Origin of the sequence: Streptomyces sp. NPDC048718 (assembly GCF_043198875.1) — a bacterium.
Lineage (GTDB): Bacteria > Actinomycetota > Actinomycetes > Streptomycetales > Streptomycetaceae > Streptomyces.
The window spans coordinates 131,378-155,981 of sequence record NZ_JBICVG010000008.1 but is presented as its reverse complement, the minus strand read 5'-3'; the positions used below and the strand labels follow the sequence as shown (position 1 = coordinate 155,981).

The following is a 24,604-nucleotide window of genomic DNA, read 5'->3' as shown; positions in this document are numbered from 1 at the left end:
ACGGCCCCCTCAGCGGTCCGGTTCAGGGTCCTTCAGCCAGTTGACAAGCTCGGTGGTGAACGCGGCCGGGTCCTCCTCGTGGGGGAAGTGCCCGAGGCCGTCGAAGAGCCGCCAGCGGTACGGCGCCTCCACGAACTGACCGGAGCCGGCCGCGCTGCGGGTGCGCATCACCGGGTCCAGGGAGCCGTGCAGATGGAGCGTCGGCACCCGCACCGGCCGCTTCATGCGCCGGTTGAACTGGACGCCGTCGGGCCGAGCCAGGGACCGCACCATCCAGCGGTACGGCTCGATCGAGCAGTGCGCGGTCGACGGGATGCACATGGCCCGCCGGTAGACGGCCAGCGCCTCGTCGTCGACGGCGGACTTCAGATGCGGACCGGACCAGTCCTCGATGAGCCGGCCCACCAGCGCCCCCTCGTCCGCGACGAGCTGACGCTCCGGAATCCACGGCCGCTGGAAGCCCCACACATACGAGCCGGCGCGGGTCTGCGCGAAGTCGGACAGCATCGCCGAGCGCCAGCGGCGCGGGTGCGGCATCGAGGAGACCACGAGACGGCGCACCAGCTTGGGCCGCATCACGGCGGCCGTCCAGGCGAGATAGCCGCCCAGGTCGTGGCCGACGAGCGCCGCGTCGGGCTCGCCGAGCGAGCGGACCACGCCGGTGATGTCGAGGGCCAGGTTGGCGGGGTCGTAACCGCGCGGGGTGCGGTCGCTGCCGCCGACGCCCCGCAGGTCCATCGCCACGGCGCGGAACCCGGCCTCGGCGAGCGCGGGCAGCTGGTGCCGCCAGGTCCACCAGAACTGCGGGAAGCCGTGGAGCAGCAGCACCAGCGGCCCGTCGCCCATCTCGGCGATGTGGAAACGGGCGCCGTTGGCGGCGACGTCGCGATGGGTCCAGGGTCCGTCGATACGGACCAGGCCGGCGCCGCCGGCGCCGCCGCTCTCGGGGAGGGTCATGCGGAGGAGCGTGCCACAGACGCGGACTTGTCCTGGGTCGCCGGGACCGTGACGGTGGCCGGACGCGGGTGCGGCTTCACGTTCTGCACGATCGCGGCGGTCTCCTTGGCGGAGGCGAGGGACTTCTCCGGCTTCTTGATCTTCTTGAACCTGGCATACGCGAACAGGAAGAGCAGCACGGCCAGCAGGAAGCTCGCGCCGAAGGAGATCAGGAAGCACACGGCGAGGTTCAAGCCGCCGTCGCCGTTGTGACCGCCGGTCCAGGCGTTGATGCCATATGCCAGAGCGAAGCTCAGCATCGGCAGCGAGAACAGCAGCACCACGACCCCGAAGATGCCGAACGCGCTCCCGAGCAGGCCGCGGTTCACATCCCGCTTGATCTCCGCCTTGGCCAGGGCGATCTCGTCGTGCACCAGTGCGGACATCTCGGCGGTCGCCGAGGCGACCAGCTGGCCGAGGCTGCGCTCGGTTCCGTCGAACGGGTCGCTCATGGCTGCTCCCTCTTCTCCCCTTACGGGCCGGTTAGTGGCTCTCAGATCATGCCGGACGGTCGCCCTCGTCGCGCGATGCCCCCGCCAGTCGGGCGCGCTCACGGTGCTCGGCGGCCTTCCGTTCATGGATCTCGGCCATTCTCAGGTGATACGCCGGGTCGTCCTGCTCGTACACGTCGGGAACCCCGTCGTGGTCTTCGTCACGGTCCTCCTCGGCACACAGCGCCTGGTAGTGGCGGACCCGCAGTTTCAGCAGGATCGAGGCCAGGACGGCGGCGATGAGCGAGCCGATCAGGATGGACGCCTTGACCTCGTCCGTCAGGGTGGTGTCGCCCGCGAACGCCAGTTCGTCGATGAGCAGCGAGACGGTGAAGCCGATGCCGGCGAGGGTGGCGAGCGCGAAGACGTCGGGCCAGCGCAGATCGGGGTTCAGCTCCGCCCGGGTGAAGCGGGTGGTCAGCCAGGTGCCGCCGAAGATGCCGAGGGCCTTGCCGGCCACCAGTCCGAGCAGCACGCCGAGCGTGACGGGCTGGGTGAAGACATCGCGCATGGCGCCCCCGGAGAGGGTGACGCCGGCCGCGAAGAGGGCGAACAGCGGGACCGCGAGACCGGCGGACAGCGGGCGGATCAGATGCGCGACCCGCTCGCCGGGGGAGTGCTCCTCGCCCTCGCGGGGGGTGCAGCGCAGCATCAGGCCCATGGCGACACCGGCGATGGTGGCGTGGATGCCGCTGTTGTACATCAGGCCCCAGACGACGAGCGCGAGCGGCACGTACACGTACCAGCCGCGGACGTTCTTGCGCACCAGCACCCAGAAGACGGCGAGACCTGCCACCGCGCCGCCGAGGGCGACGAAGTTCAGGTCGCTGGTGAAGAAGACCGCGATGATCAGGATGGCCAGCAGGTCGTCGACGACCGCGAGGGTGAGCAGGAAGGCGCGCAGCGCGGAGGGGAGCGAGGTGCCGATCACGGCGAGGACGGCGAGCGCGAAGGCGATGTCGGTGGCGGTGGGCACGGCCCAGCCGTCGAGGGTGCCGCCGCCGATCGCGTTGACCAGCGTGTAGACGAGGGCGGGGGCGGCCATGCCGCACACCGCGGCGATGACGGGCAGCGCGGCGGCCCGGGGATTGCGCAGCTCGCCCGCGACCAGTTCGCGCTTGAGTTCGACACCGGCGACGAAGAAGAAGATCGCGAGCAGCCCGTCCGCGGCCCAGTGCTGGACCGACAGATGGAGCCCCAGGGCCGCCGGGCCGAAGTGGAAGTCCCGGATGGCCGCGTAGCTCTCCTGGAGCGGGGTGTTCGCCCAGACGAGTGCCACGACGGCGGCGATCAGGAGCAGCATCCCGCCGACGGTCTCGGTGCGCAGGGCGTCGGTGAGGAACCTGCGTTCAGGGAGCGGGAGACGGCCGAGGAACTTGCGGGTGGTGGGCGCGGGCACTGGGTGTACCTCCGGTGGGTGGGCATGACGCATCGCATGCCGACCAGACTTCCCGGCGCACCTAGGTAAACCTCCACCTTACCCAAACGAGCCCGGCCGCGCGCGGTGATCTCCGTATGCCGTGTGCGACGGCCGCCCCGGCGGACGGGACCACCCGGGCGGCCACCGGCCGCCGAAGCGGTCGCGGACCAAGCGAAAGCGCCCGCCCCGGATCTCCGGGACGGGCGCTCACCCGCGCTTTTCCGATCAGCCCTCGTTGGGCGAGGACGGCAGCTTGGTCTGGATGAGATCCATGACCGACGAGTCGGTCAGCGTCGTCACATCGCCCAGCTCGCGGTTCTCGGCGACGTCGCGCAGCAGACGGCGCATGATCTTGCCGGAACGGGTCTTCGGCAGTTCGGCCACCGGGAGGATCCGCTTCGGCTTGGCGATCGGGCCGAGGGTGGCGCCGACGTGGTCGCGGAGCGAGGCGACGAGGCCGTCGTCCTCGGTCGCCGTGCCGCGCAGTATGACGAAGGCGACGATCGCCTGGCCGGTGGTCTCGTCGGCGGCGCCGACCACGGCCGCCTCGGCGACGGCCGGGTGGGAGACCAGCGCGGACTCGACCTCGGTGGTGGAGATGTTGTGGCCCGAGACGAGCATGACGTCGTCGACCCGGCCGAGCAGCCAGATGTCGCCGTCCTCGTCCTTCTTGGCGCCGTCGCCGGCGAAGTACAGGCCTTCGAAGCGGGACCAGTAGGTGTCGATGAAGCGCTGGTCGTCGCCCCAGATGGTGCGGAGCATCGCCGGCCACGGCTCGGTGAGGACCAGGTAGCCGCCGCCCCCGTTCGGGACCTCGTGCGCCTCGTCGTCGACGACGGTGGCACAGATGCCGGGCAGCGGGCGCTGGGCCGAGCCGGGCTTGGTCTCGGTGACACCCGGCAGCGGGGAGATCATCATCGCGCCGGTCTCGGTCTGCCACCAGGTGTCCACTATCGGGCAGCGGCCGCCGCCGATGTGCTCGCGGTACCAGACCCAGGCCTCGGGGTTGATCGGCTCGCCGACGGAACCGAGGACGCGCAGCGACGACAGGTCGAACTTGGCGGGGATGTCGTCGCCCCACTTCATGAACGTGCGGATCGCGGTCGGCGCCGTGTAGAGGATCGTGACGCCGTACTTCTGCACGATCTCCCAGAACCGGCCCTGGTGCGGGCTGTCCGGGGTGCCCTCGTACATGACCTGGGTCGCGCCGTTGGCCAGCGGCCCGTACACGATGTACGAGTGTCCGGTGACCCAGCCGATGTCGGCGGTGCACCAGAAGACATCGGTCTCCGGCTTGAGGTCGAAGACCGCGTGATGGGTGTACGCGGCCTGGGTGAGATAGCCGCCGGAGGTGTGCAGGATGCCCTTCGGCTTCCCGGTGGTGCCCGAGGTGTACAGGATGAACAGCGGGTGCTCGGCCGGGAACGCCTCCGGGGTGTGCTCGGTCGACTGGCGGGCGACGATGTCGTCCCACCAGACGTCCCGGCCCTCGGTGAAGGCGGTGTCCTGGCCGGTACGGCGGACCACCAGGACGTGCTCGACCTGCGGGCACTTGGTCACGGCCTCGTCGATCGCCGGCTTGAGCGCGGACGGCTTGCCGCGGCGGTAGCCGCCGTCGGCGGTGACGACCAGCTTGGCGTCGGCGTCCTGGATCCGGGAGGCGACGGCGTCGGCCGAGAAGCCGCCGAAGACGACCGAGTGGGCGGCGCCGATGCGGGCGCAGGCCAGCATCGTGATGGCCGCCTCGGGGATCATCGGCAGGTAGACCGCGACCCGGTCGCCCTTGCGGACGCCGAGTTCGAGCAGCGCGTTGGCCGCCTGGGAGACCTCGTCCTTGAGCTGGGCGTAGGTGATCGCGCGGCTGTCGCCGGGCTCGCCCTCGAAGTGGATGGCCACCCGGTCCCCGTGACCGGCCTCGACGTGCCGGTCCACGCAGTTGTACGCGACGTTCAGCTCGCCGTCGGCGAACCACTTGGCGAACGGCGGGTTCGACCAGTCGAGGGTCTCGGTGGGCTCGGTGGCCCAGGTCAGCCGCTTCGCCTGCTCGGCCCAGAAGCCCAGCCGGTCCGCCTTGGCCTGCTCGTACGCCTCCGCCGTGACATTGGCGTGCGCGGCCAGCTCGGCGGGCGGTGCGAACCGCCGCTCCTCGCGCAGAAGGTTGGCCAAGGATTCGTTGCTCACGACTTCTCCCTTTCCCAGGGCGCCTTATGTGCCTTTGTGTCCCGTCGCCTAGCTCACCAGCCAGACGCCCGGGTGGCAAGAGTTTCCGGGCAAGTGGTTTAGACCTATGAGTACGGGCGAACGTGACCCCCGCTCTCCCGGGCGGGGGAGAGTGGGGGCCATCCACTTACACGCGCGAGCGGAACGGACGGTTCAGGAAACGGGAGCGGTTTTCAGGTCTTTCTCCGTCCATCCGGGAGGGCCGATCGGGTCGGTCGGGGTGGTGATGGCGTTCGGGTCGCTTGCGTCCGGCGCGTCAGGAGCGGGCGGTACATGTGTGAACACGTCGTCGTACCCGTAAACCTCCGCGGCGTCCGGGGCCAGCAGATAGACCTGGGCCTCGCCCACGTGGAAGTACATCCCGTGCAGGCTCAGGCCGCCCTCGGCGAGTCTCCGTGCCACCGACGGGTACGCCCGCAGGTGCTCCAGCTGTTGCACCACATTGGTCAGGCACAGTTGTTCGATCTCATCGGCCGGCAGGCGCCCCGAGATCCGGACCCAGGAGTGGCGTCTGTTCCGCATCCGGGCCAGGCTCGGCCGGGCGTGCCGCAGCCAGCGGCGCAGCGGGGTCGGCGCGCCGTCCGCGGCACCCTGGAGGAGGGCCTGCATCGCGCCGCAGCCGGAGTGGCCGCACACCGTGATCGACTCGACCCGCAGCACCTCCACCGCGTACTCGATCGCGGCCGCCACCGAGTCGTCCCCGCCCTCCTCGCCGGGCGGCGGCACCAGATTGCCCACATTGCGCACGGTGAACAGGTCGCCCGGCCCGCTGGCCGTGATCATGCTGGTGACCAGCCGGGAGTCGGAACAGGTCAGGAAGAGATGGGTCGGCCGCTGGCCGTCCCGGGCGAGCCGCGCCAGCTCGGCTCTGACGAGCGGCGCCGTGTCCCGCTGGAAAGCACCCACACCGCTCGCCAGCCGGTGCCCGGTGGCTTTCGGCTCAGGCGGCGCCCCGGGGCCGCCGGTACGGTGTCCCTCGCCGTGCCGGTGGCCGGGCCAGGGCGTCCAGGGGCGGCGGGGATGCCCGACGGACCGCCCGCCGGCGTCCATCGCCGGGCCGGCTGTCGGGGCGGGGGTCGAGGCCGCCGCTGGGCCGGTTGTCGGTCCGGGCATCGAGCCGGCTTCGAAAAGCCCTTTGGACGGCGGCCGTTCGGCGGTCGGCTCCCCGACCGGGCCGTTCGTCGCCACGGTGCCGCCGAAGACCCGGTGCGTGGCCTGCCAGTCGTGCGGCGTCTCGTGCGCCGCGTGGTCCATGAACGAGCCCTCCAGTTCCACGACGGCGTCGGCGCCCGCCGGGATCTGGTGCGGTGCCCGGCTCGGCCGGGGCGCCGCGAGAAAGGTCAACTGGCCTTTGATCCTCGCCAGATGGGAGCCGCCCCGGGTCACCACGGTCAGTCCGGCGGCGGGGCCGCTGACCTGTAGCGGGGAGCCGCCGAGGCGGCCGGCGACGATGCCGCCGACGGCGGCGGCCACCAGGCCGGTCTGGAGCGGTGCTCCGGCGGCGAGGGCGATGCCGAGGGAGAGCGGCAACGCGATCAGGAAGACGGCGAGGGACGCGGATACATCCGCGCCCGCGAGGGCGAAGCGGCGTGGTCCGCCCGGCGGCGCGTGGGGCCGCTGGGCGCGTGGTCGGCTGGTCGTGCGGGCGGGTGTGTCCGGGCTGCAGAGAGTCATTTCCCGTCTCCTCCGGGTCGGCCGCGGACGCGGCTCGTGCGGGGTGCGATGGCGGGGCACCGATCAACGCTCGGTAAATGGATGGTAATGGAGAGTAAAGACTCTGGCAGGAAAAACAGGGCAAATGGGCTAACGATTCACTGGTTCCGGTGACAGAACGTAGCCACGCCGCTTGTCGTTGACGCCCTTCGGCTTCTTGGGTGCGACGTTGACGCCGCTTGTACGTAAATCTGAGAATCCGAAGAGAGGCGGGCGGATGTCAGCCACCGGGAGAAGGAACGCGAGACGGGGCAGGAGCAGAACCACCCCACAGAGGAAGGCGCTTGCCCTCGGCGCCCTCACCGTCGCCCTGACGGCCGGTCTCGCCGGCTGCTCCGGCGCGGGCGGCCCCGCCCAGAAGGGCACTTCGGGCGCGGACGGAGTGAAGAAGGGGGCCGCCGCCCCGCAGGGAGCGGTGCGTCTGATCGGCGACGGCTCCACCGCCTTCACCGGCACCCAGCCCCACCAGCCCACCTGGGCGCGCCTGAAGCAGGGGCAGGAGCCCCCGCAGTTCGTGGTGTTCTCCTGGGACGGCGCGGGCGAGGACAGTCAAAAGCTCTTCTCGCACTTTCGCGAGGTGGGCAAGAAATACGGCGCCACGATGACGTACTTCCTCAGCGGTGTGTATCTGCTGCCTGAGGAGAAACGTAACCTCTACAACCCGCCGCAGCACTCCCCGGGCCGCTCCGACATCGGCTTCAACGACCTCCAGGGCATCCGCGACACTGTGCGCGAGCTGCGCGGCGCGTGGGAGGAGGGCAACGAGATCGGCACCCACTTCAACGGCCACTTCTGCGGCGAGGACGGCGGAGTGGGCACCTGGTCGGTCGACGAGTGGAAGAGCGAGATCAACCAGGCCAAGTCCTTCGTCAAGCACTGGAAGACCAACTCCGGTTTGAAGTCGGAGCAGCCGCTCCCTTTCGACTACGACAAGGAACTGGCCGGCGCCCGCACCCCGTGCCTGGAGGGCCGCAAGAACTTCGTCAAGGCCGCCTCACAGCTGGGCTTCCGCTATGACACCAGCGGCGTCAACGACCAGATCTGGCCCAAGAAGGACCATGGTCTGTGGGACCTGTCGATGCAGCTCGTCCCGGTCCCCGGCCGCGAGTTCGAGACTCTGTCCATGGACTACAACTTCATGGTCAACCAGTCCGGTACGGCCACCCAGGGCGACCCGTCCCAGCACGACTACTGGGGCAACCAGATGCGCGACGGCCTCGTCGAGGCCTTCGAGCGCTCCTACCGGGGCAACCGTGCGCCGCTGATCATCGGCAACCACTTCGAGTCCTGGAACGGCGGCACGTACATGCGCGCCATCGAGGACACCATCTCCACGGTCTGCGTGCAGAAGAACGTCAGGTGCGTCTCCTTCCGCCAGCTCGCGGACTGGCTGGACGCCCAGGACCCGGCCGTCCTCGCCAAGCTCCACACGCTGAAGGTCGGCGAGGCCCCGCCGGGCGGCTGGACGTCCTTCCTGGCCCCGAAGCCCGCCGCTCCGGCGGGGGCCCCGGCGGCCAAGCAGGCCGGCGTCAAGCAGGCTGCACCGCACTGAGCCCTTCGGACAGCGTGAAGGCGGGGTCGACCTGCGCCGCCAGGTCGGCCCCCGTCCGGGCGTTGCCCCAGCTCTGCGCGTTGCGCAGATGGAAGTGGACCATCTGACGCGTGTACCGCTCCCAGTCGCGGTGCGCGTACGAGTCGTCGGCGGTGCGCTGGAGCGCGCACAGGGCCGCCCGGTTGCGGTCCTCCAGGGCCGCGAACGGGGACGGGCGGCCCTTCTCCATGGCGCGGACCCAGTCCGAGTGGCCGACCGTCACCAGGAGGTCGTCGCCCACCTCGGCGCGCAGGAAGTCGACGTCGTCCTCGCCCTGCACCTTGTTGCCGACGACCTTCAGGGCGACACCGAAGTCCCGCGCGTACTCCTTGTACTGGCGGTAGACGGAGACGCCCTTGCGGGTCGGCTCGGCGACCAGGAACGTCATGTCGAAGCGGGTGAACATGCCGGAGGCGAAGGAGTCGGAGCCGGCCGTCATGTCGACCACCACGTACTCGCCGGGGCCGTCCACCAGGTGGTTCAGGCACAGTTCGACCGCGCCGACCTTCGAGTGGTAGCAGGCCACACCGAGGTCCGACTCGGTGAACGGCCCCGTGGCCATCAGCCGGATCCCCTGGTCGTCGAGTGTCACTGGCCGCGCGCAGGCGTCGTAGACCGGGTTGTCCTCGCGCACCCCGAGGAGCCGCGACCCCTCCCCGGGCGGAGTGGTCTTGATCATCGTGTCGGCGGAGGCGATCCGCGGGTTCGTGCCCCGCAGGTACTCCTTGATCAGCGGCAGATGCGCCCCCATCGCGGGGAGCGCGGCGGTCTCCTCGTCGGAGAGGCCGAGCGCGGCGCCGAGGTGCTGGTTGATGTCCGCGTCGACCGCGATGACCGGGGCTCCGGTGGCGGCGAGGTGTCGGATGAAGAGGGAGGACAGAGTGGTCTTGCCACTCCCGCCCTTCCCTACGAAAGCGATCTTCATGTTCACCTAGCGTAGTAGCCGTGATGCGGTCCGTGGTCAAGGTGCGTGAAGAAGACCACTCCAACGTGGGGCGGCGGCCCGGGGCGCGTAGCCTCCCTACTTATGAGTACGCACGCCTCTGACCCCCTGGCCGCCCTCGGCTCCCTGCCGGGCGTCGCCGACTCGGTGGACTCCGTACGCAAGGCGGTCGACCGGGTCTACGGCCACCGCGTGATGCGCCGCCGCAGCAACGAGATCACCTCCGAGGCGGCACTGCGCGGGGCGCGCGGCTCGGCCGCGCTCGCCGGTGCCGACTGGGCCCTGGAAGAGGTCCGCCGCCGGACCGACTTCAGCGCCGACCCGGAGGCCCGCACCGTGGGCGCGGCACTGCGACTGAGCGCCGAAGGCGGGCAGTTGCTCTCCATCTGGCGCCAGTCGCCGCTGCGGGTGCTCGCCCGGCTGCACCTGGTCGCCGAGGGCGAGCCGCTCGACTCGACGGGCCGGCCGCGACAGGCCGGCGAGCCGGTCGACGAGCCGCTGATCGAAGCACCGCTGCCGACGTCGGCGGAGGTCTCGGGCCGGCTCGACGGGCTCGCGGAACTGATCATCGCGGGTGGCGAGGCACCGGCCCTGGTCACGGCGGCCGTGGTGCACGGTGAACTGCTCGCCCTGCGCCCCTTCACCACGCACAACGGGCTGATCGCGCGGGCCGCCGAGCGGATCGTGCTGGTCGGCAGTGGTCTCGACCCCAAGTCGATCTGCCCGGCCGAGGTCGGCCACGCCGAACTGGGGCGGGACGCCTACCTGGCCGCTTTCGAGGGCTACGTCTCGGGGACCGCGGAGGGCATGGCCGCCTGGATCACGCACTGCGGGCGCGCGGTCGAGCTCGGGGTCCGCGAGTCGACGGCGGTCTGCGAGGCGCTGCAGCGCGGAGCGGCCTGAGCCGCCCGAGAGTTTTGCGCACAGGGTTGCGGCGGTACCGGTTCCGGTACCGCCGCTGGCACGTCCACCCAGTTACCAAGCGTCCTCGTGATGTGCCCATCAGGCGGGGTTGCTTTGCCCTTCGCCTGGTGCGGCTGGCCCTTAATCGAAGGGTCGACGTCGCGTGGGTGCCAGGTTTCTGTGCGTCAGGTCCGTGGGGCCTTCTTGCTCAACAGGTGATCCTCTCGGATGTCCCAGGTCTCGCGGGCCTGATTCCTTTCTACTCCTGTCCGGAAAGAAGCGAAAGTCCTGACTCCGCTTCTTTGCCTTCCCCGCGGGGCGGGGCGGAACGATCCGCCCGGCCCGGGGTCTTCGTGGCCTTCGTGCCCCGGCCCCGCGCGGGAGACAGGCCCTACGCGCAGCGGGCGGCGGAGGTTCGGCGGCGGCGTCCGGCGTACCAGACGAGTCCGGCCGTGACGGCTGCCGCGCCCACGGCGACCGCGGCCACGAGCGCCGGGCGGGCGGGCATCGCGGGCAGCCGCTGCTTCAGCCGGACCGGCTTGTCGAACACCAGCACAGGCCACTCGCGCGCGGTCGCCTCGCGCCGCAGCGCCCGGTCCGGGTTCACCGCGAACGGGTGGCCGACGGCCTCCAGCATCGGCAGGTCGGTCGCCGAGTCGCTGTACGCGTAACAACGCGCCAGGTCGTAGCCCTCGGACGCGGCCAGCTCCCGGACCGCCTCCGCCTTGGTCGGGCCGTACGCGTAGTACTCCACCTCGCCGGTGAAGCAGCCGTCCTCGCCGACCACCATCCGGGTCGCCACGACCCGGTCTGCGCCCAGCATGTCGCCGATGGGCTCGACGACCTCGGCCCCGGAGGTCGAGACGATCACCACGTCGCGGCCGGCGGCGTGGTGCTCCTCGATGAGGGAGGCGGCCTCGTCGTAGATGATCGGGTCGATCAGGTCGTGCAGGGTCTCGGCCACGAGTTCCTTGACCTGTGCGACGTTCCAGCCTTTGCAGAGCGCGGAAAGATATTCACGCATCCGCTCCATCTGGTCGTGATCGGCTCCGCCCACCAGGAACACGAACTGGATGTACGCCGTCCGCAGTGCGGCACGGCGACTGATCAGTCCGCCCCGGTAGAAGGACTTGCTGAAGGTCAGCGTCGAGGACTTCGCAATGACCGTCTTGTCCAGGTCAAAGAAGGCGGCCGCACGCGGCATCGAGTGGTTTTCCACGAGCCCGAGCATAGGTGCCCGCCATTCGGCGTACGCTGGGGCGCGTGGGTTTGCCTGAGAAGGCTCTCGGGTACACCATGGAAGTCACGGATCGTTCGCGACCGTGCTAACCCGGTCCGGCTCCTCCCCCCCCGAGTCGGCCGGAAAGACGACCCCCGCTCTCCCCCCCGGCGGGGGTCGTCGCATGTCCGGAGCGGTTTTCGCCCGTCGACTCGTCATCGCCACCCCTTCCTCGGCCCGCGCACGGGCGGACGGCACGAGGTCGAGACCGACCCCGATTCGTCACTCAGCGTAGTCGATGGGGCGCTCTCCGGGCAGGACCGGTTCGGGTGGAGAAGTTATTCACAACCGGTGGGTTATCCACAGTTTTTCAGCAAGATCCACAAGATTTCCGAGATGGCTGCACGGTGATTCCGGTCGCGAAGTCCGCGAACCGCCGGAATCACACGAGGAGTGTGCGCCATGAAGGGATCGACCGCTCGCGGAAGGACGCGGGGAGACGGCTCGGCCACCCGCCCGGACAACGGACCGGACCGCGCCGGGACCACGACGAGCCCCGTTTCCGGGCGAGAGACGGCGCGGGCGGCCCGCCCGCTGATCGTGACGGAGGACCTCGCGCTCCTGGACGACCTGCTGCGGCTGTGCGCCGCGGCCGGCGCCGAACCCGAGGTGTTCCACGCCGTGCCCGAACCCCGCTCCGGCTGGACCCGCCCACCCCTCGTCCTCGTCGGCGACGACGCGGCGAGCCGCTGCCGGGGCGCCACCCGCAGGCCGGGTGTCCTGCTCGTCGGCCGGGACCTGGGCGACGACCCCGGCAAATGGCGGCGCGCCGTCGAGATCGGTGCGGAAAGCGTCCTTGACCTGCCCCGCGACGAGAGCCGGCTCGTCGACCTGCTCGCCGACGCCGCCGAGGGCGTCGGCCGGCCCGCCCTGACCGTCGGCGTCCTCGGCGGTCAGGGCGGCGCCGGGGCCTCGACCCTGTCCTGCGCCCTCGCCCTCGCCGCCGCGCGGACCGGGCGGCGCACCCTGCTCGTCGACGGCGACCCGCTCGGCGGCGGACTCGACGTCCTGCTCGGCGGCGAGCGCGCCGAAGGCCGGCGCTGGCCCGACTTCGCCGCGTCGAAAGGGCGCGTGGCGGGCGCCGCCCTGGAGGAATCCCTGCCCCTGGTACGAGGCGTACGGGTGCTCAGCTGGGACCGCGGCGACCCCGTCCCCGTACCGCCCGAGGCCGTGCGCTCGGTGCTCGCGGCCGCCCGCAGGCGGGGCGGCGCCGTCGTGGTCGACCTGCCCCGCCGCATCGACGCCACCGTCACCGAGATCCTCGCCCAGCTCGACCTCGGACTGCTGATCGTCCCCGGCGAACTGCGCGCCGTCGCCGCCGCCCACCGGGTGGCCAGGGCGGCCGGCCGGGTGCTGCGCGACCTGCGGGTGGTCGTCCGCGGGCCGTACGCCCCCGGCCTCGACGAACGGTGGATCGCCGACGCCCTCCGGCTGCCCCTCGTCGGCGAACTCCCCGCCGAACCCGGGCACGCGACGGCCGGGGACGGTGGCCCGCCACCGGGCGCCGACGCCCGCGGCGGACTCGGCCGGTTCTGCGCCGGGTTCTGGGAGCGCGCCCTCCTCGCGGAGCGTGCGCTTTGAGCGGCCCGGCCCTGCTCGACGCGGTGCGCCAACGGCTCGCGCAGAGCGGCGCGGACCCCACCCCGGCGCGGGTCGCCGCCGCGCTGCGGGCCCAGGGGCGCCTGCTGGGCGACACCGAAGTGCTCGGCGCCGCCGAGGAACTGCGCAGCGAACTCGTGGGCACCGGCCCCCTGGAACCCCTGCTCGCTGACCCCCGCGTCACCGACGTGCTGGTCTGCGCGCCCGACCGGGTCTGGGTGGACCGCGGCACCGGACTCGAACCGACCGGGGTGACCTTCCCGGACGCGGCGGCGGTCCGCAGGCTCGCCCAGCGGCTCGCGGCCGTGGCCGGCCGCCGTCTCGACGACGCCCGGCCCTGGGTGGACGCCCGGCTTCCGGACGGCACCCGGATGCACGCCGTGCTGCCCCCGATCGCCGTCGGCTCGACCTGCCTCTCGCTGCGAGTGGTGCGGCCGAGAGCCTTCGCCGTGGCCGAACTGACCGAGGCGGGCACCGTCCCGCCCGGCGGCGAGCCGCTGCTGCGGGCCCTGATCGAGGCCCGGATCTCGTTCCTCGTCAGCGGAGGCACCGGATCCGGCAAGACCACCCTGCTGTCCACCCTGCTCGGCCTCGTGGGCCCACGTGAGCGGATCGTCGTCGCCGAGGACTCGGCCGAACTGCGCCCCGACCACCCGCATGTGGTGCGCCTGGAGGCCCGGCCGCCCAACCAGGAGGGCGCCGGTCTCGTCACCCTGCGGGACCTGGTGCGCCAGGCCCTGCGGATGCGGCCGGACCGGCTCGTGGTCGGCGAGGTCCGGGGCCCCGAGGCGGTCGATCTGCTGGCCGCCCTCAACACCGGCCACGCCGGCTGCGGGACCGTCCACGCCAACACGGCGGCCGACGTACCGGCCCGGCTGGAGGCACTCGGCACCTCGGCGGGGCTCGACCGGGCCGCCCTGCACAGCCAGTTGGGCGCCGGACTCTCGGTGGTGCTGCACCTGGTGCGGGACCGGTCGGGGCAGCGGCGGATCGCCGAAGCGCACGTCCTGGAACGGGACCGCGAGGGGCTGGTCACGACCGTGCCCGCGCTCCGCTGGGCGGCGGGCGGGTTCACACGGGAGCGGGGCTGGGAGCGGCTGTGGTCGCTGATCGGGGACGGCGCCCGATGAGGGCCCGGGACAGGGGACGGCGATGGGGGCGGTGAGGGGGATGCCGGTGATGGCGGGGGTGACCGCGACGACCGGTACGGCGACGGGCGCGATGACGGGCGCGGCGGTGCTGTGCGCGGCGGTGGCGTGCGCGGTGGCCCTGTGGTGGTGGACGGACGGGCACGGGAAGGGGCGGCGCCGGGCCCGGGCGGTCCTCGCTCTGCCGGCCGGGGCGGGCGGGCCGTCGGGCGGAGCGGACGCGCCGTCGCTGATCACGGCCGTCGGCCGCTGGTGGGGCATGGTGCGCGGCCGGCGGGAGTGGCTGTGTCTGCCGGGTTCGGCCGTCGTCGCGCTGCTCGGTGCCTCTCCCCTGCCGCTGCTCGCGGGGGTGGCGGCGGTCCCGCTGGTGGGACGCGGACTGCGGACCGCCCGGGAGCGGGCGGAGCGGGAGGCGCGCGCCGGCCGGGTGGTGGCCCTGTGCGGGGCGGTCGCCGGTGAACTGAAGGCCGGCTGGCAGCCCGCTCAGGCGCTGGCGTTCGCGGCACGGACGACCGGGGCGCTCGGCGGGCAGGAGGCGGCGGTTCTCGCGGCGGCCCGGTTCGGCGGGGACGTACCGGAAGCGCTGCGCCGCGCGGCCCGGCGGGACGGCGCGGGCGGACTGGCCGGGATGGCCGCCTGCTGGCAGGTCGCCGTCGACGGCGGCGCGGGACTCGCCGCCGGCCTGGACCGGCTGGAGATGGCGCTGCGCGCCCACCGGGACCAGCGGGAGCGGGTGCGGGCCCAACTGGCCGGCGCCTGGGCCACCGTGGGGGTGCTCGCCGTCCTGCCGGTGGCCGGGCTCGGACTCGGGGCGGCGCTCGGGGCCCGGCCGCTGCGGGTCCTGCTGCACACCCCGGCGGGCCTGGGCTGTCTGCTCGTCGGGGGCGCCCTGGAAGCCCTGGGGCTGTGGTGGGCGAGCCGGATCGTGCGGGGCGGTGAACGGCTGTGACCGGGCTCGTCGCGGTGGTCTGCGCGCTGGTGACGGTGGCCGGCGCGGTGGCCGAACGGCGCCGGGGACGGCGGACGCGCCGGTGTCTCGCGCTGCTGCTCGGGTCCGGGCCGGCGGCCCCGGCCCGCAGGCGTCGCCCCCTGCCGCCCCGGCTGCGGGCCTGGGGGATGCCCGGTGCGGCGGGGGTCGCGACGTACGCGCTGATCGGTGGTCTCGCGGGACCCGTGGCCGGGGCCGGCGTCGCCTGGGGCCTGTGGCGGTGGCGTTCGCACCGGAGGCGCGCCACACCGGAGAACGAGGCCGAACAGGCGGAGATGGAGCGCCGGCTGCCGCTCGCCGCCGACCTCCTGGCGGCCTGTGGCTCGGCCGGCGCCGCGCCCGGGGAGGCGGCCGAGGCGGTCGGCCGGTCGCTGGGCGGACCCGTCGGCGAGCGGCTGGTCCGCACGGCGGCGGAGCTGCGGCTCGGCGGCGAACCGGCCGAGGTGTGGCGCGGCTTCGGGTCGATACCGGGCGCCGAGGCCCTGGCCCGGTGCCTGGAGCGCGCCGCCCTGTCCGGTGCCCCCGCGGCCGAGGCCGTGGCACGGCATGCGGAGGGACTGCGGGCGGCCCGCGCCCGGGCGGCGGCGACCCGGGCCCAGCGGGCGCAGGTGCTGATCACGGCGCCGGTCGGGCTGTGCTTCCTGCCCGCCTTCCTGGCGGTGGGGGTGGCCCCGGTGGTCATCGGGCTGGCGAGCGGACTGCTCGCCGGCCGGTGACGGACGCGGCAGCACAGCCGGGGTGAGTCCGTGAGGACGAGTCGGCGGCACCGGCGAGTCGGTCGATGCGCGAGCCGGCAGACGCACAAGCCGATGGATCCACCAGTCGGCAGACGCACAAGCCGATGGATCCACGAGTCGGTCGATCAACGAGACAGCGAATCAACGAGACGACGAGTCAAGGAGACGTTCCGATGACAAGGGTGAACGTAATGAAGCGGTTGGCGGGCTGGTGGCGGGTCCGCGTGGCGGGGCTACGGCGCGACGCGGGCATGAGCACCACCGAGTACGCGATGGGGACGATCGCCGCGGCGGCGTTCGCGGCCGTGCTCTACAAGGTGCTGACGAGCGGCACGGTGGCGAAGGCCCTGGAGTCGGTGATCGGCAAGGCCCTCGATGCGCCGTTCTGACCGGGGGTCGGTGACCGCGGAGGCGGCCGTCGCCCTGCCCGCGCTGGTCTTGTTCACGGCGGCCCTGCTGTGGGGTCTGGCCGCGGCCGCTGCCCAGATCAGGTGTGTGGACGCGGCCAGGGCCGGGGCGCGGGCGGTCGCCCGTTCCGAGCCGGAGCCGGCCGCCCGGGCCGCGGCCCGAGCGGCAGCCCCCGACGGCGCCCGGGTCACCGTGGCGCGGGACGGCGAGCTGTGGCGGGTCACGGTGGAGGCGAGCGCACCCGGTCCCGGCGGGCTCGGGCTGACCCTGCGGGCCGGCGCGGCGGCACTCGCCGAGGACACGGTGGGGGAGGCGGCGCCATGATCCGGCACCGGGACGGTCGGCATCGGGGCGGCCGGGGCCGGGGCGACCGGGGAGTGGCGACGGTGTGGGCGGCGTTCGCCGCGTGCGCGCTGTGCGTGGTGTTCGGTGCGGTCCTCGCCCTCGGGCAGGCCGTGACCGCCCGCCACCGGGCCGGTTCCGCGGCCGACCTGGCGGCCCTCGCCGCCGCGGACCGCTCCCTGTGGGGAGAGCGGGACGCCTGCGCCGCCGCCGGCCGGGTGGCCGCGGCCCACGGCGCCGCTCTCGCCCGCTGCGCTGTCCGCGAGGACGTGGCTGAGGTCACCGCCCGGATCGCCGTCGGCCCCTGGGCGGCGGAGGTCAGGGCTCGGGCGGGGCCCCCGGCGCCTCGGGGTCTGACGGGCCTGACGGGCCGTCCGGCGACGGCGCCGGAGCCGGCGGACCTGACGGATTCGACAGGTCCGCCGGATCTGACGGCTCACCCGGATCCGCCGGGGCCCCGCGCAGGAGTTCCGTGAGGAGGCGTACGGCACCTCGTTTGTGGAGCGGGTCGTTGCCGTTGCCGCACTTCGGGGACTGGACGCAGGAGGGGCAGCCGGAGTCGCACTCGCAGGAGGCGATGGCCTCCCGGGTGGCGGTCAGCCAGGCGCGGGCGGTGTGGAAGGCGCGTTCCGCGAAGCCCGCGCCGCCCGGATGGCCGTCGTAGACGAAGACGGTCGGCAGCAGGGTGTCGGGGTGCAGCGGTACGGAGACCCCGCCGATGTCCCAGCGGTCGCAGGTGGCGAAGAGCGGGAGCATGCCGATGGAGGCGTGTTCGGCGGCGTGCAGGGCTCCGCCGAGGATCTCCGGGTTGATCCGGGCGGCGTCGAGCTGGTCCTCGGTGACCGTCCACCACACGGCCCGGGTGCGCAGGGTGCGGGGCGGCAGGTCGAGCTTGGTCTCGCCGAGCACCTCGCCGGTCACGAGCCGGCGGCGGAGGAAGGAGACGACCTGGTTGGTGACCTCGACGGAGCCGTAGCAGAGGCGGCCGGCTCCCCAGGGGATCTCGGTGTCGGTGGACAGGACGGAGATGGAGGTGGTGTCGCGGGCGGTGGTGGAGTACGTCGGGTTCGCCTCCTCGACCAGGGCCACGGAGTCCGTCAGGTCGAGCTCGCGGACCAGATAGGTGCGGCCCTGGTGGAGGTGGACGGCGCCCTTGTGGACGGACGCGTGCGAGGCGGCCTCGTCGACGGTACCGAGCAGCCGGCCGGTGCCCGTCTCGACGATCCGGACCGGGTCGCCCCCGCCGCCGCGGATGTCGGTGAGGTCGGCGGCCCGTTCCCGGCGGGTCCAGTACCAGCCCGTGGCCCGGCGGCGCAGCAGTCCGGCGGCCTCCAGCTGGGGCAACAGCTCGGGCACGGCGGGGCCGAAGAGTTCCAGATCGGCTTCGGTGAGGGGCAGTTCGGAGGCGGCGGCGCACAGATGGGGGGCGAGGACGTAGGGGTTGTCGGGGTCCAGGACGGTCGACTCGACCGGCTGCCGGAAGATCGCCTCGGGGTGGTGCACCAGGAAGGTGTCGAGCGGGTCGTCCCGGGCGACCAGGACGGCGAGCGCGCCCTCGCCCGACCGGCCCGCGCGGCCGGCCTGCTGCCACAGCGAGGCCCGGGTGCCGGGATAGCCGGCGATCACGACGGCGTCGAGGCCCGAGACGTCGACGCCCAGCTCCAGGGCGGTGGTCGCGGCGAGGCCGAGCAGTTCGCCGGAATGCAGGGCGCGTTCCAGGGCCCGGCGTTCCTCGGGCAGGTAGCCGCCTCGGTAGGCGGCGACCCGGCGGACCAGGGAGCGGTCGACCTCGGCGAGGCGTTCCTGGGCGATGACCGAGACGAGCTCGGCGCCGCGCCGGGAGCGTACGAAGGCGACCGAGCGGACGCCCTGCACGGTCAGATCGGTCAGCAGGTCGGCGGTCTCGGCGGTGGCGGAGCGCCGGACGGGGGCGCCGTGCTCGCCGTGCAGTTCGGTCAGGGGCGGCTCCCACAGGGCGAACACCAGCTCGCCGCGCGGGGAGGCGTCGTCGGCGACCTCGGTGACGGGCAGTCCGGTGAGCCGGCCCGCGGCCCGGGCCGGGTCGGCGGAGGTGGCCGAGGCGAGCAGGAAGACCGGCTCGGAGCCGTACCGGGCGCAGACGCGCCGCAGCCGCCGCAGCACCTGGGCGACATGGGAGCCGAAGACGCCCCGGTAGGTGTGACATTCGTCGACGACGACATAGCGCAGGGAGCGCAGAAAGGAGGACCAGCGGGGGTGGGAGGGCAGGATCCCGCGGTGCAGCATGTCGGGGTTGGTGAGCACGTAGTTCGCGTACTGGCGGACCCATTCGCGCTCCTCCACCGGGGTGTCGCCGTCGTAGACGGCGGGCCGGATCCGGTTGCCGAGCGGGGCGGCCAGTTCGCGTACGGCGCGCCGCTGGTCGGCGGCCAGGGCTTTCGTCGGGGCCAGATAGAGGGCGGTGGCGCCCCGCCCGTTCGCGGCCTCGGAGCCGTCGAGGAGCGTGGACAGGACGGGAGTGAGATAGGCGAGCGACTTGCCCGAGGCGGTTCCTGTGGCGATCACCACTGAGGTGCCGTCCAGCGCGTGCTCGGCGGCCTCGGCCTGGTGGGCCCAGGGATGGGCGATCCCGGCTTTCTCGATCGCGGCGATCACCTCGGCCCGGACCCGGTGCGGCCACACGGCATGACGGCCCGTACGGGCGGGCAGATGCTCCGTATGAGTGATGCGCGCGGCCCGGCTCTCACCACTGGAGAGCCGGTCGAGGACCTCGCCGGGAGAGGGGCGGCTGCCCGGTTCTCCGGCGGGTCGGCGGGGGCGGTGTTTCTCGGCCATCGGCACCGAGTGTGTCACCGGCGTGACGGACAATGCTCCCAAGGCGTCGTGCATGGCAGCCGGTAAGTGATTGAATGCCATCGCGGCCGGCGTTCCGTCCCGTGGCTCCACACGGGAGTTCCGAGGGACGGCCGCTCGATAGCTAGGTGCTGGAGGACCCGTGGACCTGTCTCTGTCGACTCGCACTGTGCCCGGCCCCAATGGCGACCGTACGGTCGTCGAGGTCGGTGGCGAGATTGATGTGTATACCGCGCCCAAGCTGCGCGAGCAGTTGGTCGAGTTGGTGAACGACGGCAGCTACCACCTGGTTGTCGACATGGAAGGCGTGGACTTCCTCGACTCGACCGGCCTCGGCGTGCTGGTGGGCGGCCTGAAGCGCGTGCGCGCGCACGAGGGATCGCTGCGCCTGGTGTGCAACCAGGAGCGCATTCTGAAGATTTTCCGGATCACCGGGCTCACCAAGGTGTTCCCGATCCACACCTCGGTCGAGGACGCCATCAACACCGCCGACTGAGACCGGGCGAGGCCCCGTGGGCTTGACCCGTCCGGCGCGGATCCGCCGGACGGGTCCGCCCAGCCCCGCGAACCGTCGAGAATCCCAGGGGATCGCATGGCCACCGTTGAACTGCTCTTCAGCGCTCAGCCCGAGCATGTCCGCACGGCTCGTCTGGTGGCCGCCGCGGTGGCCAGACGGGCCGGGGTCGACGAGGCGGTCCTCGACGAGGTCCGGCTCGCCGTCGGCGAGGCGTGCTCCCGCGCGGTCGGGCTGCACCGCAGCAACGGGGTCACCACTCCGGTGCGGGTCGCGCTGACCGAGGAGGAGAAGTCCTTCTCGATCGAGGTCGGCGACGAGGTGCCCGGTGCGGGTGTGGCCGCCGCCGACGCCGCCGGGGTGCCCGGCGCGCGCGACGCGGCACCGGCCGAGGACTTCGACGATGCCGACGGCGAAGACGAGATGGGTCTCGCGGTGATCCGCGGGCTCGTCGACGACGTCGAGGTGAGCGCCGGCGAGGAGGGCGGCACCATCCGGATGCGCTGGCCCGCCAACCCGGACGCCGCGTTCGGCTGACCTGACCCGGTTCGGCCCGGTCTGGCCTGGGCTGACCGGTGCGGGGCCCGTATGTCCGCCCGGTGCGGGGGTCCGTACCGCCTGGCGGCGATCGCGGAGCTCCGTACACCAGGCGCACAGAGGTCCGTATGTCCGGCGGATCGCACGAAGTCCGCGTCGGACCGTGAAAGACCGCGCGGGCCAGGAATGACCGTGGCGGATCGCATACGACCGTGCCGGATCACGTATGACCGCGGGAGACCGCGAAAGACCCAGAATGACCCCGAATACGCCGAAGAGGCCCTGTCCCGCAGGGCCTCTTCGGCGTATTCGAGGACTTCGGCCGTGCGGCGTGGCGCGATTCGTTCGTCATCGCGTTCGTTACCGCGTTCGGTGGCACTTGGGAGGGATTCCGGGCGGCGGAATGCGGAGGCCCGGTTTGCGTGAGTTCACATCCATAGAATCCGCTTTGTCCTGACTTCGCGCTGTCACGGAGGGCGGAAATGGTGGACCTCGCCGCCGCGGTGCTCACCCACGGGAACCGTGTGATCGTGGCCGTCGTCGCGGGCGTCGCGCTGGTGGCGCTCCTGGCGGCCCGGCTGCTGGCCCGCCAGGTCCTCAAGGCGGGCGAGGGCACGGAGACCATGCGCCGGATCGCGGCGGCCGTCCAGGAGGGCGCCAACGCGTATCTGGCACGGCAGCTGCGGACGCTCGCCGTCTTCGCCGTCGCGGTGTTCTTCCTGTTGTTCCTGCTGCCCGCCGACACCTGGGCGCAGCGCGCCGGACGCTCGCTCTTCTTCCTGGTCGGCGCGCTCTTCTCGGCGGTCACCGGTTACGTGGGCATGCGGCTCGCGGTCCGGGCGAACGTACGGGTCGCCGCCGCGGCACGGGAGGCGACGCCCGCCCCCGGCGAGCCCGCGCCGCCCCGGTCCGCCGTCGCGCGCCAGGCCATGCGGATCGCGTTCCGTACCGGCGGTGTGGTCGGCATGTCCACCGTCGGCCTCGGCCTGCTCGGCACCTCCTGCGTGGTGCTCGTCTACGCCGCCGACGCGCCCAAGGTCCTGGAGGGCTTCGGCCTCGGCGCGGCGCTCATCGCGATGTTCATGCGGGTGGGCGGCGGCATCTTCACCAAGGCGGCCGACGTCGGCGCCGACCTGGTCGGCAAGATCGAGCAGGGCATCCCCGAGGACGATCCGCGCAACGCGGCCACCATCGCCGACAACGTGGGCGACAACGTCGGCGACTGCGCGGGCATGGCCGCCGACCTCTTCGAGTCGTACGCCGTCACGCTCGTCGCCGCCCTCATCCTCGGCAAGGCGGCCTTCGGCGACATCGGACTCGCCTTTCCCCTCGTGGTCCCGGCGATCGGGGTGGTGACCGCGGTGGCGGGCATCGTCGCGGTCGCCCCGCGCCGCGGCGATCGCAGCGGCCTGACCGCCGTCAACCGGGGTTTCTTCCTCTCCGCGCTGTGCTCGCTCGTCCTCGTCGCCGCGGCCACCGTCGTCCTCCTCCCGTCCTCGTACGCCGACCTCGAAGGCGTCACGGAGGCGGGCATCCCCACCCACGGCGGCGACCCGCGCGTGCTCGCCATGGCCGCCGTGGCGATCGGCGTCGTGCTCGCCGCGCTCATCCAGCAGCTCACCGGCTACTTCACCGAGACCGGCCGCCGCCCCGTCCGTGACATCGCCGCGTCGTCCCTGACCGGCGCCGCCACCGTGGTCCTGGCGGGGGTGGCGATCGGCCTGGAGTCCGCGGTCTACACGGCCACGCTGATCGGCCTCGCCGTCTACGGGGCGTTCCTGCTCGGCGGCTCGTCGATCATGCTGGCGCTGTTCGCGGTCGCCCTCGCGGGCACCGGGCTGCTCACCACGGTCGGGGTGATCGTCGCCATGGACACCTTCGGCCCGGTCGCCGACAACGCGCAGGGCATCGCGGAGATGTCCGGCGACGTGACGGGTGAGGGCGCGCGGGTGCTCACCGACCTGGACGCCGTCGGCAACACCACCAAGGCGATCACCAAGGGCATCGCGATCGCCACGGCCGTCCTCGCGGCGGCCGCGCTGTTCGGCTCGTACCGGGACACGATCGCGACCTCCGTCGCCGAGGTCGGCGCGCGGGCGGGCCAGGCGACTTTGTCCATGGACATCTCGCAGCCGAACAATCTCTTCGGGATGGTGCTCGGCGCCGCGGTCGTCTTCCTCTTCTCCGGGCTCGCGATCAACGCCGTCTCCCGGTCGGCGGGTGCGGTGGTCTTCGAGGTGCGGCGGCAGTTCCGCCGCCATCCCGGGATCATGGACTACAGCGAGACGCCCGAATACGGCCGGGTCGTCGACCTCTGCACCAGGGACGCGCTGCGCGAACTCGCCACGCCCGGACTGCTCGCCGTGATGGCCCCGCTCGCGGTCGGCTTCGCCCTCGGAGTCGGCCCGCTCGGCGCGTTCCTCGCCGGAGCCATCGCCGCCGGCGGGCTGATGGCCGTCTTCCTCGCCAACTCCGGCGGGGCCTGGGACAACGCCAAGAAGCTGGTCGAGGACGGCCGGTACGGCGGGAAGGGCGGCCCCGCGCACGCGGCGACCGTCATCGGGGACACGGTCGGCGACCCTTTCAAGGACACCGCGGGGCCGTCGATCAATCCGCTCCTGAAGGTGATGAACCTGGTCGCGCTGCTGATCGCGCCGGCGATCGTGCGGTTCGGGTACGGCTCCGGGGCCCGGCCCTGGGTGCGCGCGCTGATCGCGGCCGTGGCGCTCGCGGTCATCGTCGTCGCGGTCGGCATCGCGCGGCGGCGGCCGGTGGCGATCGGGGGCGACACGCCCGGACGGAACGACGCGTCGCCGGGCGCGGCCGTGACGCCGTGACGCCGTGACGGGGTGGCTGAGGGAGTTGCTTCACGGGGCGCCGTACGGTCTTGGCACCGTCCGGCGCCATCCTTGTCGGCGGGCTGTCAAGGCGCGTCGCAGGAGGGTGCTCTGACGTGACGTCCGCCCCCTGTCTGCTGGTTCAAAAGGCTTCAATATGGGATGAACCGGTCGCACGATCGGTGGGTGCCCTGCACATGACGTGTATGTTCCGGGGCCGAGAGCCTTGGAAGGGACCGATCCGGTGAACAAGAAGCTTGCGGCCGCACTGTCCGGCGGCGCGGTACTGATGCTCGTGCTGTCCGGCTGCGGAGGGGACGACGGCAACAAGGTCGACGACTGGGCCAAGACGTTCTGCGACGAGGCGAAGCCGCAGATCCAGAAGCGCGCCAACGCCAACCAGCTGATCATCTCCACGGCTGCCGACAGCAAGCCCGCCACCATCCAGGCCGCCGACTCCAAGGCCTTCGCGGACATCGCCGCCGCCGACCGCGCCCTGGCCAAGGCGGTCGAGACCGCCGGGACGCCGCCGGTCGAGAACGGCGAGACGATCAAGCAGGACGCGGTCAAGCAGCTCAACGACACGGCCGCCGCCTACGACGAGCTGAAGAAGCAGGTCGACGGGCTCGACACGTCGGACCAGCAGAAGTTCGCCGACGGGCTCAAGTCCGTCTCCGACAACCTGGCGAAGATCCAGAACATGGACCAGGCCGCCATCACCAAGCTCCAGTCCGGCGAACTCGGCCAGGCCATGGCCAAGCAGCCGGGCTGCCAGACGCCGAAGGCCTCCGTGCCGCCGTCGCCCGAGAGCGGTTCCGAGCCGGCCGGCGGCGAGGGCGCCGCAGGCGACGGCTCCAAGAGCGACGGCACGAAGAGCGACGGCACGAAGAGCGACGGCTCCAAGGACAGTTCCAAGGACGGCTCCAAGGACGGGTCCAAGAGCGGCGACGGCAAGACCGAGAGCACGAAGACCGAGGGCTGACGGTCAAGGCACTCAAGGCCCTCAAGGGCCGCTCCGCGGCGAGGGCTCCGGGTGATCCCGTACGGGACGTCGCCCGGGGTCCGTGGCCGTGCGACGGGGCCGGTACGGCGTTCCGCGCCGGGCC

20 protein-coding genes and 1 pseudogene are annotated in these 24,604 nt (G+C 72.5%); 13 read left to right on the top strand and 8 right to left on the bottom strand.

All coding sequences use genetic code 11. The features are described from left to right. Window positions 1-9: 9 nt before the first annotated feature. The 5 genes from ACGFRB_RS17335 to ACGFRB_RS17315 all read right to left on the bottom strand — a co-directional run bounded on the left by ACGFRB_RS17335 (window position 10) and on the right by ACGFRB_RS17315 (window position 6,801). A complete protein-coding gene (locus ACGFRB_RS17335; RefSeq protein WP_393243857.1) occupies window positions 10-957 on the bottom strand; it encodes an alpha/beta fold hydrolase in 948 nt (315 codons plus the stop codon). After that, window positions 954-1,448, bottom strand: coding sequence for a phage holin family protein (locus ACGFRB_RS17330; protein ID WP_393243855.1), 495 nt, complete (start codon window positions 1,446-1,448; stop codon window positions 954-956). Before ACGFRB_RS17330 ends, ACGFRB_RS17335 begins: the two co-directional genes overlap by 4 nt. Window positions 1,449-1,494: 46 nt before the next feature. Then, window positions 1,495-2,919, bottom strand: coding sequence for a Na+/H+ antiporter NhaA (gene nhaA / locus ACGFRB_RS17325; RefSeq protein ID WP_393243853.1), 1,425 nt, complete (start codon window positions 2,917-2,919; stop codon window positions 1,495-1,497). A gap of 213 nt (window positions 2,920-3,132) precedes the next feature. Beyond that, complete coding sequence (gene acs, locus ACGFRB_RS17320; RefSeq protein ID WP_363005476.1) at window positions 3,133-5,088, bottom strand: acetate--CoA ligase; 1,956 nt, start codon at window positions 5,086-5,088, stop codon at window positions 3,133-3,135. Window positions 5,089-5,280: 192 nt separating this feature from the next. Continuing rightward, a complete protein-coding gene (locus tag ACGFRB_RS17315; RefSeq protein ID WP_393243851.1) occupies window positions 5,281-6,801 on the bottom strand; it encodes a carbonic anhydrase in 1,521 nt (506 codons plus the stop codon). 256 nt (window positions 6,802-7,057) lie between these two features. On the opposite strand from ACGFRB_RS17315, the gene ACGFRB_RS17310 reads away from it, so the two are divergent. Then, complete coding sequence (locus ACGFRB_RS17310) at window positions 7,058-8,392, top strand: hypothetical protein (RefSeq protein ID WP_393243849.1); 1,335 nt, start codon at window positions 7,058-7,060, stop codon at window positions 8,390-8,392. On the opposite strand, the gene ACGFRB_RS17305 is transcribed toward ACGFRB_RS17310, so the two are convergent. Beyond that, window positions 8,370-9,356 (bottom strand): ATP-binding protein, encoded by a 987-nt coding sequence (locus tag ACGFRB_RS17305; protein WP_393243847.1) that lies wholly within the window; start codon window positions 9,354-9,356, stop codon window positions 8,370-8,372. The two genes, ACGFRB_RS17310 and ACGFRB_RS17305, sit on opposite strands and share 23 nt — an antisense overlap. Window positions 9,357-9,458: 102 nt before the next feature. On the opposite strand from ACGFRB_RS17305, the gene ACGFRB_RS17300 reads away from it, so the two are divergent. Then, on the top strand, window positions 9,459-10,277 hold the full coding sequence (locus tag ACGFRB_RS17300) for an oxidoreductase (protein WP_393243845.1): 819 nt from the start codon (window positions 9,459-9,461) through the stop codon (window positions 10,275-10,277). A gap of 391 nt (window positions 10,278-10,668) precedes the next feature. Here the strand turns inward: ACGFRB_RS17300 and ACGFRB_RS17295 are convergent, their stop codons facing one another. Beyond that, window positions 10,669-11,508 (bottom strand): HAD-IB family hydrolase, encoded by an 840-nt coding sequence (locus ACGFRB_RS17295; protein ID WP_363005468.1) that lies wholly within the window; start codon window positions 11,506-11,508, stop codon window positions 10,669-10,671. Window positions 11,509-11,958: 450 nt separating this feature from the next. On the opposite strand from ACGFRB_RS17295, the gene ssd reads away from it, so the two are divergent. The 7 genes and pseudogenes from ssd to ACGFRB_RS17260 form a co-directional block, all read left to right on the top strand. Beyond that, window positions 11,959-13,137, top strand: coding sequence for a septum site-determining protein Ssd (ssd, locus tag ACGFRB_RS17290; protein ID WP_393243843.1), 1,179 nt, complete (start codon window positions 11,959-11,961; stop codon window positions 13,135-13,137). Next, the gene (locus ACGFRB_RS17285; protein WP_393243841.1) at window positions 13,134-14,285 is read left to right on the top strand and encodes a TadA family conjugal transfer-associated ATPase; all 1,152 of its coding nucleotides are present in this window, start codon (window positions 13,134-13,136) and stop codon (window positions 14,283-14,285) included. The genes ssd and ACGFRB_RS17285 overlap by 4 nt, the downstream gene beginning before the upstream one ends. A gap of 91 nt (window positions 14,286-14,376) precedes the next feature. Beyond that, a complete protein-coding gene (locus tag ACGFRB_RS17280) occupies window positions 14,377-15,252 on the top strand; it encodes a type II secretion system F family protein (RefSeq protein ID WP_393244152.1) in 876 nt (291 codons plus the stop codon). Then, window positions 15,249-16,007, top strand: a complete 759-nt coding sequence (locus ACGFRB_RS17275) for a type II secretion system F family protein (protein WP_393243839.1) — start codon at window positions 15,249-15,251, stop codon at window positions 16,005-16,007. Before ACGFRB_RS17280 ends, ACGFRB_RS17275 begins: the two co-directional genes overlap by 4 nt. A gap of 212 nt (window positions 16,008-16,219) precedes the next feature. Next, window positions 16,220-16,417: a DUF4244 domain-containing protein gene (locus ACGFRB_RS17270; protein ID WP_363005790.1), complete on the top strand. Its 198-nt coding sequence runs from the start codon at window positions 16,220-16,222 to the stop codon at window positions 16,415-16,417. Then, window positions 16,404-16,760 (top strand): TadE family type IV pilus minor pilin, encoded by a 357-nt coding sequence (locus ACGFRB_RS17265; RefSeq protein WP_393243837.1) that lies wholly within the window; start codon window positions 16,404-16,406, stop codon window positions 16,758-16,760. Before ACGFRB_RS17270 ends, ACGFRB_RS17265 begins: the two co-directional genes overlap by 14 nt. Then, window positions 16,757-17,056: pseudogene (locus ACGFRB_RS17260) on the top strand (Rv3654c family TadE-like protein); the annotation flags it as partial. The gene ACGFRB_RS17265 and the pseudogene ACGFRB_RS17260, both read left to right, overlap by 4 nt. A gap of 40 nt (window positions 17,057-17,096) precedes the next feature. Here the strand turns inward: ACGFRB_RS17260 and ACGFRB_RS17255 are convergent. Beyond that, entirely contained in the window at window positions 17,097-19,673 is a 2,577-nt protein-coding gene (locus ACGFRB_RS17255; protein WP_393243835.1) for a DEAD/DEAH box helicase, read from the bottom strand. A gap of 79 nt (window positions 19,674-19,752) precedes the next feature. Between ACGFRB_RS17255 and ACGFRB_RS17250 the strand changes: the two genes are divergently transcribed. The 4 genes from ACGFRB_RS17250 to ACGFRB_RS17235 all read left to right on the top strand — a co-directional run bounded on the left by ACGFRB_RS17250 (window position 19,753) and on the right by ACGFRB_RS17235 (window position 24,480). Continuing rightward, window positions 19,753-20,106 (top strand): STAS domain-containing protein, encoded by a 354-nt coding sequence (locus ACGFRB_RS17250; protein ID WP_361234308.1) that lies wholly within the window; start codon window positions 19,753-19,755, stop codon window positions 20,104-20,106. Window positions 20,107-20,202: 96 nt separating this feature from the next. After that, window positions 20,203-20,661: an ATP-binding protein gene (locus ACGFRB_RS17245; protein ID WP_361234305.1), complete on the top strand. Its 459-nt coding sequence runs from the start codon at window positions 20,203-20,205 to the stop codon at window positions 20,659-20,661. Window positions 20,662-21,143: 482 nt separating this feature from the next. Beyond that, a complete protein-coding gene (locus ACGFRB_RS17240) occupies window positions 21,144-23,498 on the top strand; it encodes a sodium-translocating pyrophosphatase (protein ID WP_393243832.1) in 2,355 nt (784 codons plus the stop codon). A 244-nt stretch (window positions 23,499-23,742) separates the two neighbouring features. Next, window positions 23,743-24,480, top strand: coding sequence for a small secreted protein (locus tag ACGFRB_RS17235; protein ID WP_393243830.1), 738 nt, complete (start codon window positions 23,743-23,745; stop codon window positions 24,478-24,480). Window positions 24,481-24,604: the final 124 nt, after the last annotated feature.